Source organism: Stappia sp. P2PMeth1, from assembly GCF_900185735.1.
Lineage (GTDB): Bacteria > Pseudomonadota > Alphaproteobacteria > Rhizobiales > Stappiaceae > Stappia.
On sequence record NZ_FYAW01000014.1, the window covers coordinates 60,705 to 81,218 of the forward strand.

Below are 20,514 nucleotides of genomic sequence, written 5' to 3' on the forward strand. Positions count from 1 at the left end.
CCATCCATGAGCCAGAAGCATCCCATCATCTCGGTCACCGGTTCCTCGGGCGCCGGCACCTCGACGGTGAAGACCACCTTCGACCAGATCTTCCGCCGGGAAGGCATCACCGCGGTGTCGATCGAGGGCGACGCCTTTCACCGCTACAACCGCGCCGACATGCGCGCGGAACTGGAGCGCCGGGTCGCGGCGGGCGACTTCACCTTCTCCCACTTCTCGTTCGAGGCCAACGAGCTCAAGGAGCTGGAGAGCGTCTTCCGCGAGTATGGCGCGACCGGGCGCGGGCGCACCCGCACCTATGTCCATGACGAGATCGAGGCCGCGAAGACCGGCGTCGCGCCGGGCAACTTCACCGCCTGGGCGCCGTTCCAGGACGACAGCGACCTGCTGTTCTACGAGGGGCTGCACGGAGCCGTCGTCGCCGAGGATATCGACATCGCCCGCCATGCCGACCTGAAGATCGGCGTCGTGCCGGTGATCAACCTCGAATGGATCCAGAAGATCCACCGCGACCGCGCCCATCGGGGCTACTCGACCGAGGCGGTGACCGACACGATCCTGCGCCGCATGCATGCCTATGTGCACTGCATCTGCCCGCAGTTCACCCAGACCGACATCAACTTCCAGCGCGTGCCGGTGGTCGACACCTCGAACCCCTTCATCGCCCGCTGGATCCCGACGCCGGACGAGAGCCTCGTGGTCATCCGCTTCAAGAATCCGCGCGGCATCGACTTCCCCTACCTGACGACGATGATCCACGGCTCCTGGATGAGCCGGGCCAACTCGATCGTCATTCCGGGCAACAAGATGGATCTCGCCATGCAGTTGATCCTGACGCCGCTGATCGAGCGGCTGATCCGCGACGCCAAGCGGGCCTGACCCGCCGGACGGCTGCCGCGCCCTTTTTTGAAAAGGACAGACGATGACGACCCAGCTTCTGCGGGCCGACGAACGGCTCATGGCCAATGCCCTGCGCGCCCTTGCCATGGACGCGGTCCAGGCGGCCGGCTCCGGCCATCCCGGCATGCCGATGGGCATGGCGGATGTCGCGACGGTGCTCTTCAACCGCTTCATCACCCTCGATCCGGCGGCCGCCGACTGGCCGAACCGCGACCGCTTCGTGCTGTCGGCCGGGCACGGGTCGATGCTGCTCTACGCGATCAACCATCTGCTCGGCTATCCGGACATGGGGATGGACCAGATCCGCGCCTTCCGGCAGCTCGGAAGCCGCACCGCCGGCCATCCGGAATACGGCCATGCCCTCGGCGTCGAGGTCACCACCGGCCCGCTCGGCCAGGGGCTTGCCACCGCCGTCGGAATGGCCCTGGGCGAGCGGATGGGTGCCGCCCGCTTTCCTGATCTCGTCGACCACTGGACCTATGTGATCGCCGGCGACGGCTGCCTGATGGAAGGGATCAGCCACGAGGCGATCGACATGGCCGGCCATCTGCGGCTCGGCCGGCTCGTGGTGCTGTGGGACGACAACCGCATCACCATCGACGGCGACACCGACCTCTCCACCTCCACCGACCAGGGCGCCCGCTTCGCCGCCGCCGGCTGGCACGTGGTCCGCTGCGACGGACACGACCGGGAGGATATCGCGCGCGCCATCGAGGCGGCCCGCGCCGACCCGCGCCCCAGCCTCGTCTGCTGCCGGACCGTCATCGGCTACGGCGCGCCCAACAAGCAGGGCAGCCACGACGTGCACGGCGCCCCGCTCGGGCCGGACGAGATCGCCGCGGCGCGCCAGGCGCTCGACTGGCCGCACGCGCCCTTCGAGATCCCCGCCCATGTCTACTCGGCCTGGGGCGGGATCGCGGCGCGGGGCGCCGATGCCCATGCCGACTGGCGCGGCCGGCTGGCCGGTTCGCCGAACCGCGACGCCTTCGCCGCAGCCCTTGCGCGGGACACCGGCGCCCTTGCGGCGGCGATGCGGGAGCACAAGCAGCGGCTGCTCGACGAGCGGCCGGCGGTGGCGACGCGCAAGGCCAGCGAGATGGCCCTTCAGGTCGTCGTCGACGCGCTGCCCTTTGCGGTCGGCGGCTCGGCCGATCTGACCGGCTCCAACCTGACCCGGCCGAAAGGCATGGCCGCCATCCGGCCCGGCGACTATGCCGGCCGCTACATCCATTACGGCATCCGCGAGCACGGCATGGCCGCCGCCATGAACGGTCTCGCGCTGCACGGCTTGGTGCGTCCCTATGGCGGCACCTTCCTTGCCTTTGCCGACTATGCCCGGCCGTCGATCCGTCTCGCCGCGCTGATGGGCGTGCCGGTCATCCATGTCATGACGCACGACTCCATCGGCCTTGGCGAAGACGGGCCGACCCATCAGCCGGTCGAGCATCTCGCGAGCCTTCGCGCCATTCCGGATCTTCTGGTCCTGCGGCCCTGCGATGCGGTGGAGACCGCCGAGGCCTGGGAGATCGCGCTCGCCCAGACGCGGCGGCCGAGCCTGCTGGTGCTGTCGCGCCAGGGGCTGCCGCTGCAGCGCGACAGCGCGGCGGTCAATGCCAGCGCGCGCGGCGCCTATCTGCTGCGTGCGCCGGTGCGGCGCGACGTGACGCTGATCGCCACCGGCTCGGAGGTGGAGATCGCGGTCGGCGCCGCGGACCAGCTTGCCGCGGCGGGCCTCGCCGCCGCCGTCGTGTCAGCCCCCTGTTTCGAGCTCTTCGCCGCGCAGGACCCCGCCTATCGCGCCGAGGTGCTCGGCGAGGCGCCGCGCGTCGGCATCGAGGCTGCGCTCCGCCAGAGCTGGGATGGAACCATGCTGCGGCCGGGCGACGCCTTTATCGGCATGAGCGGGTTCGGCGCCTCGGCCCCGGCCGCCCGGCTCTACGAGCATTTCAACATCACCGTGCCGTCCGTCGTCGCGGCCGCGCGGCAGCTTGGGAGGGGATGAGATGAGCGCAAGGACTGCAACCGCCGGGCTCGGCCGCGCCGGATCGGCATGTCGGCCCTTCGGGCCGCGCCTGCCGGGGAGGCGGCCGTGACCATCGCCGCGATCACCGAGGCCGATGTGGCCGGCCGGCGGCTCGTGGTGCGGGCCGATCTCAACGTGCCGATGGCCGGCGGGCGGGTCAGCGATGCGACACGCCTCACCCGCTTCGCCGACGGAATGCGGCCCCTCTTGGCTCGTGGCGCGGCGCTGGTCGTGCTGTCGCATCTCGGCCGGCCCACGGGCCGCGACGCGAGCGCGTCGCTGGCTCCGCTTGCCGGCGATCTTGCGGCGGCGCTCGGATGCGCCGTCGACTTCACGACGCTCGACGAGGCGGGCAAGGCCGCGGCCCGGCTGCGCCCGGGCGAGGCGCTGCTGGTGGAGAACATCCGCTTCGAGGAGGGCGAGGCGCGCAACGATCCGGTGCTGGCGGCGCGTCTTGCCGCGCTCGGGGATCTTTATGTCAACGACGCCTTTTCCTGCGCCCACCGCGCCCATGCCAGCACGGCGGCGATCGCCGGACTGCTGCCGGCCTTCGCCGGGCCGCTGATGATGGAGGAGCTCGCCGCGCTCGCCGCCGCGCTCGAGGCGCCGGCGCGTCCCTCTGTCGCCATCGTCGGCGGGGCGAAGGTGTCGAGCAAGATCGCGGTGCTGAAACACCTCGTCACCCGCCTCGACCATGTGATCGTCGGCGGCGGCATGGCCAACACCTTCCTGTTCGCCGGCGGCATGCCGATGGGCCGGTCGCTGCACGAGCCCGACCAGACCGGCACCGTCGAGGAGATCCTCGCCCTCGCCGAGGCGCATGGCTGCCGCGTCCACCTGCCGCTGGATCTGGTGGTGGCGCGCGAGTTCCGGGCCCATGCGCCGACGGAGACCGTGCCGGCGGACGCCTGTCCCGCCGATGCGATGATCCTCGATGCCGGCCCCAAGGCCTTCGCCGCCTTCAGCCGGGTGCTCGATACCGCGCGCACCATCTTGTGGAACGGCCCGCTCGGCGCCTTCGAGATCGAGCCCTTCGACCGGGCGACCCTGGCGCTCGCCCGCCTCGCCGCCGGCCTCACCGAAGCCGGGCAGGCAGTGACCGTGGCGGGCGGCGGCGACACGGTCGCCGCGCTCAACGCGGCCGGGGTCGCGGAGAGCTTCACCTATGTCTCCGCCGCCGGCGGAGCCTTTCTGGAGTGGCTGGAAGGGCGCCCGCTTCCGGGCGTCCAGGCCTTGCTGCGCGCCGATGCGGCGGCTTGACGGGAGGACGACATGGCACTGATCACCCTGAGGCAGCTCCTCGACCATGCGGCAGAGCATGGCTACGGCGTGCCCGCCTTCAACATCAACAATATGGAGCAGGGGCTGGCGATCATGGAGGCGGCGCAGGCCGTCGACGCGCCGGTGATCCTGCAGGCCAGCCGGGGCGCCCGCGGCTATGCCCGCGACATCATGCTGGCCCGCATGGTCGAGGCGCTCGCCGCGCTCTATCCCGACATTCCCCTGTGCCTGCACCAGGACCACGGCAATGACGAGGCAACCTGCCTGTCGGCGATCCGCCACGGCTTCACCTCGGTGATGATGGACGGCAGCCTGATGGCCGATGCCAAAACGCCGGCGTCCTACGACTACAACCTCGCCATCACCGCCAGGGTGGCGGCGATGGCGCATGCGGTCGGCGCCAGCGTGGAGGGCGAGCTCGGCGTGCTCGGCAGCCTGGAGACCGGCGAGAGCGAGGCGGAGGACGGGCATGGCGCGGAGGGCAAGCTCGACCATTCGCAGCTCCTGACCGACCCGGACCAGGCGGTCGATTTCGTCGCCCGCACCGGCGTCGACGCGCTCGCCATCGCCTGCGGCACCTCGCATGGCGCCTACAAGTTCACGCGCAAGCCCGACGGCGACATCCTCGCCATGGACGTGATCGAGAAGATCCACGCGCTGCTGCCGGACACGCATCTCGTCATGCACGGCTCCAGCTCCGTGCCGCAGGAGATCCAGGACATCATCAACGCCCATGGCGGCGAGATGCCCCAGACCTTCGGCGTGCCGGTGGAGGAGATCGTCCGCGGCATCCGCCACGGGGTGCGCAAGGTCAATATCGACACCGACTGCCGCATGGCGATGACCGCCGAGTTCCGCCGCGTCGCGGTGACGAACCCGCGCGAATTCGACCCGCGCAAGTTCCTCAAGCCGGCGATGGACGCGATGCGCGACCTGTGCCGTTCCCGTTTCGAGGCCTTCGGCACCGCCGGCCATGCCTCGAGCATCAAGGTCGTACCCATGGACGACATGGCCCGGCGCTACGCCTCCGGCGCGCTCGATCCACGGCGTTCCGCCAGCAAGGCAGCATGAAGGAGCAGATGATGGCCGACGACAGCAAGACCCGGATTACCGACACCTCGAAGCGCTACAAGGCCGGCGTCCTGAAATACGCCCAGATGGGCTATTGGGACGGCGACTACGAGCCGAAGGAAACCGACCTCCTCGCCCTGTTCCGCATCACCCCGCAGGAGGGCGTCGACCCGATCGAGGCGGCGGCGGCGGTGGCCGGCGAAAGCTCCACCGCCACCTGGACCGTGGTGTGGACCGACCGGCTGACGGCCTGCGACCAGTACCGGGCCAAGGCCTACAGGGTCGACCCGGTGCCGGGCACGCCCGGACAGTATTTCTGCTATGTCGCCTACGACCTGATCCTGTTCGAGGAAGGCTCGATCGCCAACCTGACGGCCTCGATCATCGGCAACGTGTTCTCGTTCAAGCCGCTGAAGGCGGCGCGGCTGGAGGACATGCGGCTGCCCGTCGCCTATGTGAAGACGTTCCGCGGGCCGCCGACCGGCATCGTCGTGGAGCGCGAGCGGCTCGACAAGTTCGGCAAGCCGCTGCTCGGCGCCACCACCAAGCCGAAGCTCGGGCTGTCGGGCAAGAATTACGGCCGGGTCGTCTACGAGGGCCTGAAGGGCGGCCTCGACTTCATGAAGGACGACGAGAACATCAACTCGCAGCCCTTCATGCATTGGCGCGACCGCTTTCTCTATGTGATGGAGGCGGTCAACAAGGCCAGCGCCGAGACCGGCGAGGTGAAGGGGCACTATCTCAACATCACCGCCGGCACGATGGAGGAAATGTACCGCCGGGCGGAGTTCGCCAAGCAGCTCGGCAGCGTCATCGTCATGGTCGACCTGATCGTCGGCTGGACGGCGATCCAGTCGATCTCGGAATGGTGCCGGCAGAACGACATGATCCTGCACATGCACCGGGCCGGCCACGGCACCTACACGCGGCAGAAGAACCACGGCATCTCGTTCCGCGTCATCGCCAAGTGGCTGCGGCTCGCCGGTGTCGACCACCTGCACACCGGCACCGCCGTCGGCAAGCTGGAGGGCGACCCGATGACGGTGCAGGGCTACTACAATGTCTGCCGCGAGACCCGTAACGAGGTCGACCTGCCGCGCGGCCTGTTCTTCGAGCAGGACTGGGCGGATCTGAAGAAGGTGATGCCGGTGGCCTCGGGCGGCATCCATGCCGGCCAGATGCACCAGCTTCTCTCGCTGTTCGGCGACGACGTGGTGCTGCAGTTCGGCGGCGGCACCATCGGCCATCCGATGGGCATCCAGGCCGGCGCCACCGCCAACCGCGTCGCGCTGGAGGCCATGGTGCTCGCCCGCAACGAGGGCCGCAACATCGATGTCGAGGGGCCCGAGATCCTGCGCGCGGCGGCGAAATGGTGCAAGCCGCTGGAAGCCGCCCTCGATACCTGGGGCAACATCACCTTCAACTACACCTCGACCGACACGTCGGACTTCGTCCCGACGCCCGCGGTCGCCGTCTGAGGAGCAAGACCATGCGCATCACCCAGGGCTGCTTTTCCTTCCTGCCCGACCTGACCGACGAGCAGATCGCCGCACAGGTCGACTACTGCCTGTCGCGCGGCTGGGCGATCGGGCTCGAATACACCGACGATCCCCATCCCCGGAACACCTACTGGAACATGTGGGGCAACCCGATGTTCGACCTGCGCGACGCCAAGGGCGTGATGATGGAGCTTGAGGCGTGCCGCAAGGCGCATCCGCAGACCTACATCCGCATCAATGCCTTCGACAGCACGCGCGGTTTCGAGACGGTGACCATGAGCTTCATCGTCAACCGGCCCGATGAGGAACCGACCTTCGTCATGCGCCGGACCGAGGCCGACAGCCGCGCGATCCGCTACACCCATGACGTGATCCGCTGACCTCCCAAGCGCAAGACCGGCAGGGGACGGCCCACCGCCGCCCCCTGCCCCGTTTCAAAAAGGTTCAGCCAGGAGGAATTGTCCGATGGATGCCGACACCGCCCCGCCGCCCGCGACGGTCGACCTGCGCGGGGAGTTCGAAAGTTCCGGCGTGAAGGAGCTGCTCGACGAGCTCGACCGCGACATGATCGGCCTGCGGCCGGTGAAGCAGCGCATTCGCGAGACGGCCGCTCTCCTCCTGGTCGAGCGGGCGCGCCGCTCGCTCGGGCTCAGCCACGAGACGCCGACCCTGCACATGTCCTTCACCGGCAATCCGGGCACCGGCAAGACCACCGTCGCGCTGAAGATGGCCGGCCTGCTGAAGCGGCTCGGCTATGTCCGCAAGGGGCATCTCGTCAGCGTCACCCGCGACGATCTGGTCGGTCAGTATATCGGCCATACCGCGCCGAAGACCCGCGAGGTGCTGAAGCGGGCCATGGGCGGCGTGCTGTTCATCGACGAGGCCTATTACCTCTACCGGCCCGACAACGAGCGCGACTACGGCCAGGAGGCGATCGAGATCCTGCTTCAGGTGATGGAGAACAACCGCGACGACCTGGTGGTGATCCTCGCCGGCTATGCCGACCGCATGGACCGGTTCTTCGGCTCCAATCCCGGCTTCCGCTCGCGCATCGCCCACCACATCGACTTTCCCGACTATACCGACGAGGAACTGCAGCGCATCGCCCGGCACATGATGGCCGAGCAGAATTACCGGCTGTCGGAGGCGGCGGACGCGGCGCTCGCCGACTATATCCGCCTGCGCCGGACCCAGCCGCATTTCGCCAATGCCCGCTCCATCCGCAACGCCTTCGACCGGGCGCGGCTGCGCCAGGCCAACCGGCTGTTCGACGGCGCCGACGGGCCGCTCGACGCGCAGACGCTCAGCCTGATCGAGGAGAGCGACATCCGCGCCAGCCGGGTGTTCCGGGGCGGCCTCGACATCGCGCCAGTGGGCCAGGCCGGCGAGGGAGCGCAACCATGAGCTTCGACCGCCGCATCAGGATCGCGCCGTCGATCCTCTCCGCCGACTTCGCCAATTTCGGCGCCGAGTGCCGCGCCATCGAAGCGCAGGGCTGCGACTGGGTCCATGTCGACGTGATGGACGGGCATTTCGTGCCCAACATCACCTTCGGCCCCGCCACGGTGCGGGCCCTGCGCCAGCATGTCGGCGGCACCCTCGACGTGCATCTGATGATCGCCCCGGTCGATGCTTATCTGGCCGACTTCGCCGAGGCCGGCGCCGACATCCTCACCGCCCATGTCGAGGCCGGCCCCCATATCCACCGGACGCTGCAGGCGATCCGCGGCCATGGGGTGCGGGCCGGGCTCGCGCTCAATCCCGGCACGCCGGCGGAGGCGGCCGCGCCGCTGCTCGACATGGTCGACCTCGTCTGCGTGATGACGGTCAATCCGGGCTTCGGCGGACAGGAGTTCCTCCACTCCCAGGTGGAGAAGGTGCGCAGCCTGCGCCGCCTGATCGGCGACCGCCCGATCCATATCGAGGTCGACGGCGGCGTTACCCGGCAGACGGCTCCCCTCGTCGCCGCCGCCGGCGCGGATGTGCTGGTCGCCGGCTCCGCCGTCTTCAAGGGCGGTTCGGTCGAGCGGCCCGAGGTCTATGGCGCCAATATCCGCGCCATCCGCGACGCCGCGACGGCAGCCCTTGCCGAGGCGGCAGGATGAGCGATGGCATGGGTGGGGGCCGGCCGGGTCCAGCGGCGCTGATCTTCGATGTCGACGGCACGCTGGCGGAGACCGAAGAGCTGCACCGGGCCGCCTTCAACGCCGTCTTCGCCGCCCATGGGCTCGGCTGGCACTGGGACAGGGCGACCTATGGCGCGCTCCTCGCCGTCACCGGCGGCAAGGAGCGCATCCGCGCCTATCGCGACCGCCACGCCTTCGCCCTGCCGCGCGAGACCGACATCGCCGGCCTTCACGCCGACAAGACCCGTCGCTACGGCCGGATGGTCGCGGAGGGCGCGCTGCGCGCCCGGCCCGGCGTCCTCTCGCTGGTCGCCGAGGCACGCGGCCACGGCCTCCGGCTCGCCGTCGCCACCACCACCAGCCCGGACAATGTCGAGGCCCTGTGCCGGGCCCTGTGGCAGCGGCCGGCGGGCGAGGTCTTCGACGTGATCGCCGCCGGCGACGAGGTCGGCGCCAAGAAGCCTGCGCCCGATGTCTACCTGCTGGCGCTGGCGCGGCTCGGCATTGCCAGCGAAGCGGCCCTTGCCTTCGAGGACAGCGCGGTCGGCCTTGCCTCCGCGCGCGCCGCCGGCCTCAAGGTCGTCGCCTGCCCGAGCCTCTACATGAGCGGCGGCGACTTCGCCGGCGCCTGGTGGCTCACCCCGAGCCTCGCCGGCGCCTGGCGGCACATCGCCGCCAGCTTCTGAGCCGGGCGGGCACGACCGGGCGCGTTCGGGCGCGGCATTGACATTCCCGCCGCAACGTCCGATGCAGCGGGATCGCAACCGGGGCGCGTTGCCGCCTTGCAATTGACCCGATCGGCCGACACCCTCGCCGCCCGCGCGATTAGCGCCCCGCTCACCTCAACGCCTGGAGCCGCAATTGGGATCTTCTTCGGACAAGCTGCGCATTGCCGTGCTCTTCGGCGGACGGTCGGCGGAACATGACGTGTCGATCCTGTCGGCCACCAACGTCATGGGCGCGCTCGACGCGGCAAGATACGATCCGGTGCCGATCTTCGTCACGCGCGAGGGGCTGTGGCTGCTGAGCCGCTTCGAGAATGGCGCCCTGGCGCGGCCCGAGCGGGGCACCCAGGCGAGCCTCGTTCCCGGCGGGCGCGGGCGGATGCTGGCCCTGCCCGAGGATGGCACCGCCTTCGACCTCCCGCGCATCGACATTCTGTTCCCGGTGCTGCACGGGCTGCACGGCGAGGACGGTTCGGTGCAGGGGTTTGCGGAGGTCGCCGGCGTGCCGCTGGTCGGCTGCGGCATTCTCGGCTCGGCGACCGCGCTCGACAAGGACATCGCCAAGCGGCTGTTCCGCGAGGCCGGGCTGCCGGCCGCCCGCGCGCTCACCCTCCAGCCTGGCGCCGTTCCCGCCTTCGCGGAGGTCGTGGAGGCCCTCGGCCTTCCCGTCTTCGTCAAGCCGGCGCGCCAAGGCTCGTCCGTCGGCGTCAGCAAGGTCGCGACCGAGGCCGATTACGACGCTGCGCTGGCCGAAGGCTTCCGCCACGACCGCACGCTGCTCGCCGAGGAATTCATCGCCGGGCGCGAGATCGAATGCGCCGTGCTGGAACAGCCCGACGGCACGTTGTTCGTCTCGCGGCCGGGCGAGATCGTGCCGGCGCAGAGCCACGGCTTCTACAGCTACGATGCCAAATATATCGACGAGGACGGCGCGGCCCTGAAGGTGCCGGCGGAGCTTCCCGCCGCCGTCGAGACCGAGATGCGCGAGATGGCGGCGCGCGCCTTCCGCGCGCTCGGCTGCGACGGCATGGCCCGTGCCGACTTCTTCGTCACCGCCGACATGCGGATCCTCGTCAACGAGCTCAACACCATTCCCGGCTTCACCGATATCAGCATGTATTCCAAGGTGATGGCCGCAAGCGGCATAACCTATCCGGAGCTGATCGACCGGCTGGTGGCGCAGGGGCTGGCCCGCGCCGGCCGGTAGGGTCCGCGCCCCACCGGCCGCGCGTTTGCAGGCAGCGCCTTGCTCAGGCCCGCACGAAATGCTCCTGCGGCATCACCACATGCCGGTCGAGGAACTTCTCCATGTGAACGACCGTCGCATCCGCGTCGCTCAGCACCACGGCGAGTTCGCCCGGTCCCTCGCGCCGGGCGACCGGGGCCGGCAGCGGGCCGGACCGGCTTTCCAGCGTCGGCTCGATCGAATAGTGGCAGCCGGCCAGGGTGCAGAACGGGACGCCCTTGTAGGTGCCGGCCACCGTCATGTGAACGTGGCCGGAAATCACCTGGCGGATGTCCGGATGCGAGGCGACGATCCCGGCGAACTCGGCGCAGTCCCGCAGGATGATGAAGTCGTTCTGGGTATGGAACCTGGTGATGTTGTGATGCAGGACGATGATCACCGGCCGGTCGCCGGCCTCGTCGAGGCGGGCCTGCAGCCAGTCGAGCTGCGTGCGTTCGAGCAGGCCGCTGCCGCCGGCCGCCGGGTCGGACGAATCCAGGACGATGACGCGGTGGCCCTTGATGTCGATGACATGGTCGACATTGCCGGTCTCGCTGGCATGATCGGCGCCGAAATGCTGCAGGAAGGTCGGCCGGTGGTCGTGGTTGCCGAGCGTCAGGTAGCGCGGCAGCGTCAGCCGTTCGACCGCCGCCTCGAAACGGGCATAGGCCTCGGGCTCGCCGCGATCGGCAAGGTCGCCGGCGAAGACGACGAAATCCGCGTCGGCATGGGTCTCGTTGACGAAGTCGATGGCGGCGTTCAGGCGGCTGGTGGTCTCCAGCCCGTTCGACAGGCGCCCCGCCGGAACGATGTGAATGTCGGCGAGCACGATGAATTTCAACATGGAATTGCCTCTATCTAAGGGCCGCGAGCGGGCCGGCAAGCGGCAGGGAGATCAGCATCGCGCCGGCGATCAGGTCCGGTGCGACGAGGTGGCCCAGCCGCAGGAAGTCGGGGGTGGGGTGTTTCAGGTCGGGGATCTGCACGGTGGTCATGCCGGCCGCCATGGCGGCGCGCACGCCGTTTTCGGAATCCTCGAAGGCGGCGCAGCGCTCCGGCCGGGCGCCGAGACGCGCGGCGGCTTCGAGATAGATGTCGGGGGCGGGCTTGCCGCGAGGCACTTGGTCGCCGCCGACGACGATGTCGAAATGCCGGCCGATGCCGGCCGCCGCCAGATGCCGCAGCGCCGTCTCGGTGCGCGTCGAAGTGGCGATGGCGAAGGGGATCCCGGCGCCGGCCAGGCCCTCCAGCAGATCGTCGGCGCCGGGCTTGACCGGAATGCCGGCGCTCAGCAGATCGGCGAAGGCCTGCTGCCAGTGCCGGTCGAACAGGCCGGCATCGGCGATCCCGGCAAGGCCCTCGGCCAGCCGCGCCGATCCGGCGGCGTGGTTGAGGCCGACCAGGCTCAGGAACAGCTCCTCGTCGACGTCCAGCCGGAAGCTCCGGCAGGTCTCGACATAGGCCGCGCGGGACAGCCGCTCGGTGTCGAGCAGCAGGCCGTCCATGTCGAAGACGACGGCGGCGATCGGCGCGGCGCTCATCCCTTGACGCCCGTCATGGTGATGCCGCGGATGAAGTGGCGCCGCGCCAGCAGGAAGGCGATAACCATCGGCGCGGTGACCACGGTGGCCGAGGCGAAGGTCTTGCCGTAGTCGGTGTAGAACTCCTGCTGGTACTGCATCATCGACAAGGTGGCGGTCATCTTGTCCTGGCTCTGCACCACGATCAGCGGCCAGTAGAGATCGTTCCAGTGCGCCACGAAGGAGAACACCGAGAAGGCGGCGATGGCCGGCACGGCGCTCGGCAGGATCAGGCGCAGGACGATCTCCATCTCGCTGAACCCGTCGATCCGCGCCGCCTGGATGATGCTGTCGGGAAAGGTGCGGAAGAACTGGCGGAACAGGAAGATGGCGAAGACGGAGATGAAGAAGGGAAACATCATCGCCACATGGGTGTCGAGAAGCCCGACCTTGACGATGCCGATATAGATCGGGATCGAGGTGACGTTGATGGGAATGGTCAGCGAGGCGACCACCGTGCCGAACAGGATGGTGCTGCCGCGGAACTTCAGCTTCGCCAGGGCATAGGCCGCCGGGATCGCGGTCACAAGTTGCACCACCAGGATGCCGACGCAGACGATCAGGCTGTTCAGCAGGAACCGCGGATAGGGCTGGTCGAACAGGACGCTGTAGTAGTTGCCGAGGCCGGCGAAGGTCTTGGGGATGATCGTGAAGACCGGGGCGAAGACCTCGCTGGTCGGCTTCAGGCTGGACGACACCATCCAGATGAAGGGGAAGACCATGATCCACGCACCCAGCAACAGCAGGGCGGTGACGATCACGGCGCCAAGGGAGCGGGGGCGAACCGCCCGCCACAGCGCCGGCAGGTCGAGGCGTTGCGGTCGGGAAGGCCCGTCTTGGAGAAAGGGGGTCACGCGCATACCTCAGTAGTGGACCCGGCGGTCGACGACGACGGCCTGGATGATCGCGAAGACGAGGATGAGAAGCAGGAACACCAGCGACAGGGCGGCGGAATAGCCCATGTTGAAATATTCGAACCCTTCCAGGAAGGCGAGGTAGAGATAGACCTCGCTCGCCTTGTCCGGTCCGCCGCGGGTGACGATGGCGACCACGTCGAAGAGCTTGAAGGCGGTGATGGAGGTGGTGATGGCGACGAACATCGCCGTCGGCCCGAGCATCGGCCAGGTGACCTTGAAGAACCGGTCGAGCGGGTGGTCGGCCCCATCGATCGCGGCGGCTTCGTAGAGGTTCTTCGGGATCGCCGTCAGGCCCGCCAGGAACAGCACCATGTTGAAGCCGATGGTGCTCCACAGCGAGATCAGCGCCAGCGAGAACAGCACCAGGTCCTGGCTGCCGAGGAAGTTCAGCGGCGGCAGGCCGAGCGCGGCGATGACCCCGTTGATCACCCCCTGCCGGCTGTCGAGCAGCGCCGCCCAGACCAGCGCCATGGCGGCAAGGGTCGAGGTCACCGGCAGGAAGTAGAGCACTTCCAGGATCGAGCGGAACTGCTTGCGCTCCTGGATGGCGATCGCCAGCACCAGGCTGACGACGAAGGCTGCCGGCAGGAACATCACCGCGAAGACAAAGGTGTTGTGCAGCGCATTGCCGAACTGGTCGTCGGTCGCCATCCGCCGGTAATTGTCGAGGCCGACGAACTCGAAATAGTCGCTGACCAAGGTGTAGTCGGTCAGGCTGGCCGCGATCACCATGGCGATCGGTACGATGTAGATCAGCAGGATCAGCAGCGTCGCCGGGGCCACCAGCCAATAGGCCAGCCGCGCCTGGGCGCGCTGAAGCGGACTTGCGGTCGTTGCGGTGGCCATCACACCAGATCCAGCTTCTTGCGCAGCCCGCCCTGCAGGGCGGCCGGCTCGGCATGGTCGTCCGCAAGCACCGGTTCGGCGCGCAGGCGCATGCCGCCGGCGTCGAACAGCAGGATGTGGGCCGGGTTGACGCGCACTTCCCAGTCCCGCGCCTCCGACAGGCTGCCGCCGCAGCCATAGGCCTCGCTCTTCTGCGCCCGGATGCGCACGTCGTGCTCGGGATGTCCGTCGAGGCGCCCATGCACCAGCACCTCGCCGCCGAGATCCTCGATCGTCTGCTTGCGGAAGGTCAGGGACAGGCCGCGTCCGGCGCGCGCCGGATAGGCAAGTTCCGGCACCGTCTCCAGCACCATATGCTCGGGCCGCACGCCGACCTGCACCGGGCCGGAGCGCAGACCGCCGCCGGCGGCCGGGGCGATCGGCAGCACGATCTCGCCGCAGCGGACGACGCCGTCCTCCAGCGTGCCGGGCAGGATGTTGATTTCCGGGCTGCCGATGAAGCGGGCGACATCCACCGTGTCGGGGTTGCCGTAGAGCGTGTTCGGCGCGCCCATCTGCAGGATCGAGCCGCCCTGCATCAGCGCGACGCGGCTCGACATGGTCATCGCCTCGACCTGGTCATGGGTGACATAGACGAAGGTCAGGCCGGAGCTGGCATGCAGTTCCGAAATCTCGCGCCGCACCTGGACGCGCAGCTTGGCGTCGAGGTTCGACAGCGGCTCGTCCATCAGGAAGATCTTCGGATCGCGCACCAGCGCCCGGCCCAGCGCCACGCGCTGGCGCTGGCCGCCGGAAAGCTGGGCCGGCCGGCGGTCGAGCAGGTGTTCGATGCGCAGCTTGCGCGCCACTTCGGCAACGTCCCGCTGGATGCCGGGCCGCTCCCGCGCATGGGCGGGCGCCAGGTGCCGCAGCAGCGGCAGGCGTGCGTGCAGCGGCAGGCGCGCCATGATCAGCGGCATGCCCATGTTCTCGGCGACGCTCATATGCGGGTAGAGCGCGTAGTCCTGGAACACCATGGCGATGTTGCGGTGCTTGGGCGCCGCATCGTTGACGCGGGCGCCGTCGATCCGGATCTCGCCGCTGTCCGGCGTCTCCAGCCCGGCGATGACGCGCAAGAGGGTCGACTTGCCGCAACCGGACTGGCCGACCAGCGAGACGAACTCGCCGTCCTCGATGTCGAGCGAAATGTCCTTCAGGATGGCGGTCTTCCCGAATGACTTGCAAATCCCGTTCAAGCTCAGCTTGGCCATGATGATCTCCTGGAACCGACGGCGGAATGGCGCAGGCGGCGGGGGGCCGCCTGCGCCAGGGGCGGCGCGGTCAGCGCTTCATCAGGGTCTCGGCGATCGACACCAGTTCGGCGGCGCCCTCCTCCGGGGTCTTCTCGCCCAGCATCACGGCGCGGATCACCGACTTCTGGTCACGCCAGATCTTCTCGGACTGGGTGCCGGGATAGCCGGCCCAGGGGCCCGCGCGGTGGTACTGGTTGGACGGCGTCGCGTAGTAGGGATTGGCCTCGTAATAGGCGCCCAGCCGCTCGGGAGCCAGCGCGCCGAGGTTGGTCGGCAGGTAGCCGGTGATCTTGGCGGCGAACTCCTGGCCTTCCGGGCCGGTGATGAACTTGATGTATTCCCACGCCGCCGCGATCTTCTCCGGGTCCTGCGTGGTGATGATGGCGGCGTTGCCGCCGGACGGCAGCAGCCCTTCCGCCTCGTTGGTCAGGGTGAAGACGGCGCTGCGCAGGTCGAACGCGCCGCCGACCCGCTCCTCGGTGGTGCGGGCACCGGCCGGCGAGGAGGCGTAGATGCCCATCTTGCCCACCGTGAACTGCCGCAACTGGTCGCCCTGGTTGACGTCCGGATTGTAGACGCCGGCCTCGACCAGGCTGCGCGCCAGCTTCATGGCGTTGATGTGATGGTCGTTCTGGTTGAACATGACCGTGTCGCCGGCCTCGTTGAGCATGCGGCCGCCCTGCTGCAGGATCAGCACCTGGAACGGCCAGTCGTCGCTCCACTGCTCGACGGAGTAGGCCATGCCGTCGATGTCCGGGCCGAGGGCCGAGATCTTGCCGGCCAGTTCGATCACCCCTTCCCAGGTGGTGGGGAAGGCATCGGGATCGCCGCCGGCCTGACGGACCAGATCGGCATTGTAGTACCACTGGATGACCGAGGCGTTGAACGGCATGCCGTACTGCTTGCCGTCGACGCGGCCGAGATCGAGCATCTTGTCGGTGTAGTTGGCCTCTTTCCAGCCTTCGGCCTCGCCGGCCATCAGCGCACCGAGATCGGCGATCTGACCGCGCGCGTCGAGCGCCCGGGCGAGCGAGGGAAGCTGGTTGAACGCCTCGAAGGCGCAATCGGGCAGCGTGTTGGTGGCGGAGCCGCGGAACAGGCGCAGATGCACGTCGGAATAGTCCTTGGCCGGCGCGGCGTAGACCACTTCGATGTCGTTCTGCATCTCGTTGAAGCGCTGCATCAGCGGTTCGTGCTGGCGGGTCAGGTGACCGGCGGTGGTGAGGCAGGTGATCGTCACCTTCGCTTCCGCGGCCCCGGCCATGGCCAGGGCGATCGTGGTGGCGACTGCAATGTGCTTGAGCATCTCGGGCTCCCGTCGAGGGTGAAACGGTACGGCGCATCCGACAGGCCGGCGCAACGGATGGGGAGGTCGTTGGCGGCTGGCGGTGCGTGCGACGGCGACACTCAAAGCGGCTGTTCATGACAGCCGGTTGACGCAACCGGCCCGGGGCGGCGCCTGACATCGAAGCTTCATGCCAAGTGGCGGGCTTGGCGAGACCGGCCGCTCAGATCAGCAGGCGGATGCGGTCGCCGCGCACGATGGCCTCCGTCACCTCGATCGGGCTGCCCTGCTCGTCGACATTGCAGCCGACCAGTTCGAACACCGGCTGCGACGGAGCGATGTCCAGCGTCACCGCTTCCGACGGCGTCGGCAGCCTGGTGTTCACCGTCGTCTCCGACCGGGTGTAGTGGTCGATGCCGAGCCGCTTGAAGGCGGCCGGCGAGGAGGCCGAGGCCGACATCAGGTCGAGCATGTCCGGAAAGCGCTTGGGGTCGAAATAATGCCGGCCGATGGTGGTGGGCACCTCGTCGACGACATGCAGGATCTCGCTGACCAGCACCGTCTCGCGCTGCGACACCGCCAGCATCTTCGCCACCTCGGCGGAGGCGCGGCCGCGTTGCCGCAACACCAGGATCTCGATGCGCACGTCGCAGCCGTTCTCCCGCATGTTGGTGCCGAATCGGGTTCGCCTGTCGATCCTGTAGACCTGCTTGCGGGCCGGCACATAGGCGCCGCGCCCCTGCCAACTGCCGATCAGCCCGTCCTGCTTCAGCCGCTCGATCGCGCGCCGGACCACATGGCGCGGCACCCCGTAGCTCTGGGAAAGGTCCGTCTGGGAGGGGATCCGGCTGCCGGAGCCGAAGGTGCCGGTCTCGATCCGCGCCTTCAGGTCGGCATAGACCCGGTCCCAGGCGGAAGAAGTCGGTGACATCCCGGCGCCTCCAGCTCCGCAAATCGCTCAGCCGGGGACAATCCGCCTCTCCTGCGACAGCCGCGTGACAGCGCCGCTGCCGGCCCGTGCCTCAGCCGCCCGGCAGGGTCCGGTCCGCCTCTCCCAGCGGCCGCTGCATCAGCACCGTGTCGACCCAGCGGCCAAGCTTGAAGCCGACCGAACGCAGCGTGCCGACCGTCTCGAAGCCGAAGCGGCGATGCAGCCCGATCGAGCCCTCGTTGCCGCTGTTGCCGATCACCGCCAGCATCTGCCGCCAGGGTCCTTCCTCGCAGCGGGCGATCAACGCACCGAGCAGCGCGCCGCCGATGCCGCGGCCGCCATGGCCCTCGGCGACATAGACCGAGTCCTCGACCGTGTGGCGGTAGGCCGGGCGCGGCCGGTAGGCGGTCGCATAGCAATAGCCGAGGATCCGTCCCTCGCTTTCGGCGACGAGATAGGGCAGGCCGGCGGCGATCACCGCCTGGCGCCGCGCGTTCATCTCGTCCGCCGTCGGCGGCACTTCCTCGAAGGTCGCCAGACCATGCAGCACGTGATGGGCATAGATCGCCTCAACCGCCGGCATGTCCGCTTCGCCCGCCGCGCGGATGCGCAAGGGCGCGCGCGTGCCGTCGTCCCGTTTCAGCCCCGTCTCGTTCATCGTCCGCCCTGCCCCCGTCTTGCCCAGTCCTGCCCCACGCATCATCCGCGCATCACCCACTCCGGCGGCGCGGGCCCAGCCTTCGACAATCGCCAGGCAAGCGGGGCCCAGGCAAGCGGGATCGCCGTGTCGTCCATAGGAAATCTTCGCGAGGTCGCCGCCGGACGGCGATCTCGCCGGCGCAGGGCCGCGGGAGGGGGACGGGAGGGCCGCTGCGGCGATGCGGAGGCAGGCGGTGCGGAGGCAGGCGGACGGTGCCGCACCAAACGCCTGTCAGGAGCGTTGGGAATTTACACGACCACATAGGTCGGGTTAATGGGATATCTTTCGATAGCGGCACCGAAGACCGCCGAAGCGGGGGCTCAGTTGGAATCCGAGGCAGATCCCGCAACGACATTGACCGCCGAGGTCGCCATGACCAAGGTGGAGCCACCGGCAGAGCGCCGCGTTCAGGCACCCGGCACGGGCAAGGAAAAGACCGAGACGATGATTTCCCAGAAGGCGAAATACGCATTGAGGGCCCTGGTCGCCCTGGCCAGGGTCGAGTCGCCCGAGGAAACCCGGATGATCTCGGAGATTGCCGAGCAGCAGAACATTCCCAAGAAGTTCCTCGAACAGATCCTTCTCGACCTGAAGCATCACGGCATCGTCGCCAGCCGGCGCGGCAAGGCGGGGGGCTATCTGCTCCTGCGTCCCGCCGAACACATCACCTTCGGCGAGGTTCTGCGGATCATCGACGGCCCGATCGCGCCGCTGCCCTGCCTGTCGCGTATGGCCTATCGCCGCTGCCAGGACTGCGGCAGCGAGCAGAGCTGCGAGATCCGGCGCGTCTTCGCGCGCGTGGCCATCGCCACCCGCGAGGTGCTCGACCGCACGACCATTGCCGACAGCCTCCGTGCCGAGGGCGACGACCTGCCCCTCGACGGCGCCGGTCTTCAGAACGTTTCGCGCTCGGGCGGGTCGCTCTGACGGCCGCCGGCCGCCACGCCGAATTCAAATGCCCACCGGGGCCGGATCGCTGAAAATCTGTTCCCTTGCGCAGGAACCATTTGGCAAAGGAGCGCATTTCAATACACTATAATATCGATAGAGTTTTGGAGCTTATCAAAACGGAGGCGGATATGATCCATTCTCGACGCTCCCTGCTGTTCTCTGCGGTCCTTGCGGCGGCTGTCCATGTCAGCGGCATCGCCTTTGCCCAGCAGACGCTGGTCAACGTATCCTACGATCCGACGCGCGAACTCTATCGGGCGTTCAACGCCGCCTTCGCCGCCCATTGGCTGGAGAAGACCGGCAAGAAGGTCGAGATCACCGTCACGCATGGCGGGTCCGGCTCCCAGGCCCGCACGGTCATCGACGGCCTTGCCGCGGATGTGCTGACCATGCCGCTGGCCGGCGACATTCTCGCCGTGGAGAAGGCCGGTCTCATCGAGCCCGGCTGGCAGGCGAGACTGCCGCTCAATTCCTCGCCCTATCTGTCGACCATCGTCTTCCTGGTCCGCGCCGGCAATCCGAAGACCATCCTCGACTGGGACGATCTCGTGCGCGACGACGTCGAGGTCATCACCCCCAATCCCAAGACCTCGGGCGGCGCGCGCTGGAACTATCTCGCCGCCTATGGCTACGCCCTTAAGCGCTCCGACGGCGACCATGCCGCCGCCCGCGACTTCGTCGGCCGTCTCTATGCCAATGTCCCGGTGCTGGACAGCGGCGCGCGGGGCGCCACGACCACCTTCGTGGAGCGCGGGTTGGGCGACGTGCTGCTTGCCTGGGAGAACGAGGCCTTCCTCGCGCTGGAGGAACTGGGGCCGGGCTCCTTCGACATCGTCGTGCCGTCGCTGTCGATCCTCGCCGAACCGCCGGTCGCCGTCATCGACGCCAATGTCGACCGGCGCGGCACGCGCGAACTGGCGACGGCCTATCTGGAGTATCTCTACACGCCGCAGGCCCAGCGCATCATCGCGGCCAACTACTATCGTCCGCAATATCCGGAGCACGCCGATCCCAAGGATGTCGCCCGCTTCCCCGATCTCGAGCTGATCACCATCGACGAGGTGTTCGGAGGCTGGGCCGTCGCCCAGCAGGAGCATTTCGGCGACGGCGGCGTCTTCGACCAGATCTACCAGGACAACTGAGACAGTCCGTAACCGGCGGG

General features: G+C 68.6%; 20 protein-coding genes. 12 read left to right on the forward strand and 8 right to left on the reverse strand.

Annotation, left to right across the window (positions count from 1 at the left end; genetic code table 11):
• Window positions 1-6: 6 nt before the first annotated feature.
• The 10 genes from P2PM1_RS07170 (at window position 7) to P2PM1_RS07215 (ending at window position 10,832) form a co-directional block, all read left to right on the forward strand.
• The gene (locus P2PM1_RS07170) at window positions 7-879 is read left to right on the forward strand and encodes a phosphoribulokinase (protein WP_186398646.1); all 873 of its coding nucleotides are present in this window, start codon (window positions 7-9) and stop codon (window positions 877-879) included.
• 43 nt (window positions 880-922) lie between these two features.
• Complete coding sequence (tkt, locus tag P2PM1_RS07175; protein WP_186398647.1) at window positions 923-2,902, forward strand: transketolase; 1,980 nt, start codon at window positions 923-925, stop codon at window positions 2,900-2,902.
• Window positions 2,903-2,989: 87 nt separating this feature from the next.
• Window positions 2,990-4,183, forward strand: a complete 1,194-nt coding sequence (gene pgk / locus P2PM1_RS07180) for a phosphoglycerate kinase (RefSeq protein WP_244301437.1) — start codon at window positions 2,990-2,992, stop codon at window positions 4,181-4,183.
• Between the two features lie 12 nt (window positions 4,184-4,195).
• Window positions 4,196-5,275 (forward strand): class II fructose-bisphosphate aldolase, encoded by a 1,080-nt coding sequence (fba, locus tag P2PM1_RS07185; protein ID WP_186387435.1) that lies wholly within the window; start codon window positions 4,196-4,198, stop codon window positions 5,273-5,275.
• 11 nt (window positions 5,276-5,286) lie between these two features.
• Complete coding sequence (locus P2PM1_RS07190) at window positions 5,287-6,753, forward strand: form I ribulose bisphosphate carboxylase large subunit (protein ID WP_186387503.1); 1,467 nt, start codon at window positions 5,287-5,289, stop codon at window positions 6,751-6,753.
• A gap of 11 nt (window positions 6,754-6,764) precedes the next feature.
• Window positions 6,765-7,154, forward strand: coding sequence for a ribulose bisphosphate carboxylase small subunit (locus P2PM1_RS07195; RefSeq protein ID WP_186398649.1), 390 nt, complete (start codon window positions 6,765-6,767; stop codon window positions 7,152-7,154).
• Window positions 7,155-7,239: 85 nt separating this feature from the next.
• Window positions 7,240-8,178: a CbbX protein gene (gene cbbX / locus P2PM1_RS07200; protein ID WP_186398650.1), complete on the forward strand. Its 939-nt coding sequence runs from the start codon at window positions 7,240-7,242 to the stop codon at window positions 8,176-8,178.
• Entirely contained in the window at window positions 8,175-8,879 is a 705-nt protein-coding gene (gene rpe / locus P2PM1_RS07205; protein ID WP_186398651.1) for a ribulose-phosphate 3-epimerase, read from the forward strand. Before cbbX ends, rpe begins: the two co-directional genes overlap by 4 nt.
• Window positions 8,876-9,586 (forward strand): HAD-IA family hydrolase, encoded by a 711-nt coding sequence (locus P2PM1_RS07210; RefSeq protein ID WP_244301438.1) that lies wholly within the window; start codon window positions 8,876-8,878, stop codon window positions 9,584-9,586. Before rpe ends, P2PM1_RS07210 begins: the two co-directional genes overlap by 4 nt.
• Window positions 9,587-9,761: 175 nt before the next feature.
• Complete coding sequence (locus P2PM1_RS07215; protein WP_186398652.1) at window positions 9,762-10,832, forward strand: D-alanine--D-alanine ligase family protein; 1,071 nt, start codon at window positions 9,762-9,764, stop codon at window positions 10,830-10,832.
• A gap of 43 nt (window positions 10,833-10,875) precedes the next feature.
• On the opposite strand, the gene P2PM1_RS07220 is transcribed toward P2PM1_RS07215, so the two are convergent.
• The 8 genes from P2PM1_RS07220 to P2PM1_RS07255 form a co-directional block, all read right to left on the reverse strand.
• Complete coding sequence (locus tag P2PM1_RS07220; protein ID WP_186398653.1) at window positions 10,876-11,694, reverse strand: metallophosphoesterase; 819 nt, start codon at window positions 11,692-11,694, stop codon at window positions 10,876-10,878.
• Between the two features lie 10 nt (window positions 11,695-11,704).
• Complete coding sequence (locus P2PM1_RS07225; RefSeq protein ID WP_186387429.1) at window positions 11,705-12,391, reverse strand: HAD family phosphatase; 687 nt, start codon at window positions 12,389-12,391, stop codon at window positions 11,705-11,707.
• Window positions 12,388-13,152: a carbohydrate ABC transporter permease gene (locus P2PM1_RS07230; protein ID WP_244293048.1), complete on the reverse strand. Its 765-nt coding sequence runs from the start codon at window positions 13,150-13,152 to the stop codon at window positions 12,388-12,390. The genes P2PM1_RS07225 and P2PM1_RS07230 overlap by 4 nt, the downstream gene beginning before the upstream one ends.
• Before the next feature lie 141 nt (window positions 13,153-13,293).
• The gene (locus tag P2PM1_RS07235; protein WP_186387427.1) at window positions 13,294-14,193 is read right to left on the reverse strand and encodes a carbohydrate ABC transporter permease; all 900 of its coding nucleotides are present in this window, start codon (window positions 14,191-14,193) and stop codon (window positions 13,294-13,296) included.
• A complete protein-coding gene (locus tag P2PM1_RS07240; protein ID WP_186387426.1) occupies window positions 14,193-15,443 on the reverse strand; it encodes an ABC transporter ATP-binding protein in 1,251 nt (416 codons plus the stop codon). The genes P2PM1_RS07235 and P2PM1_RS07240 overlap by 1 nt, the downstream gene beginning before the upstream one ends.
• A 70-nt stretch (window positions 15,444-15,513) precedes the next feature.
• Window positions 15,514-16,791 (reverse strand): ABC transporter substrate-binding protein, encoded by a 1,278-nt coding sequence (locus P2PM1_RS07245; protein ID WP_186387425.1) that lies wholly within the window; start codon window positions 16,789-16,791, stop codon window positions 15,514-15,516.
• 202 nt (window positions 16,792-16,993) lie between these two features.
• Window positions 16,994-17,701 carry a GntR family transcriptional regulator gene (locus P2PM1_RS07250; protein WP_186396130.1) on the reverse strand — a complete coding sequence of 236 codons (708 nt, stop codon included), beginning with the start codon at window positions 17,699-17,701 and terminating at the stop codon, window positions 16,994-16,996.
• A gap of 91 nt (window positions 17,702-17,792) precedes the next feature.
• A complete protein-coding gene (locus tag P2PM1_RS07255; protein ID WP_186387501.1) occupies window positions 17,793-18,359 on the reverse strand; it encodes a GNAT family N-acetyltransferase in 567 nt (188 codons plus the stop codon).
• A 486-nt stretch (window positions 18,360-18,845) separates the two neighbouring features.
• Here P2PM1_RS07255 and P2PM1_RS07260 point away from each other — a divergent pair, with 486 nt between their 5' ends.
• Both P2PM1_RS07260 and P2PM1_RS07265 read left to right on the forward strand, forming a co-directional pair.
• A complete protein-coding gene (locus P2PM1_RS07260; protein WP_186387500.1) occupies window positions 18,846-19,328 on the forward strand; it encodes an Rrf2 family transcriptional regulator in 483 nt (160 codons plus the stop codon).
• Window positions 19,329-19,480: 152 nt separating this feature from the next.
• Complete coding sequence (locus P2PM1_RS07265; protein ID WP_186387423.1) at window positions 19,481-20,494, forward strand: sulfate ABC transporter substrate-binding protein; 1,014 nt, start codon at window positions 19,481-19,483, stop codon at window positions 20,492-20,494.
• Window positions 20,495-20,514: the final 20 nt, after the last annotated feature.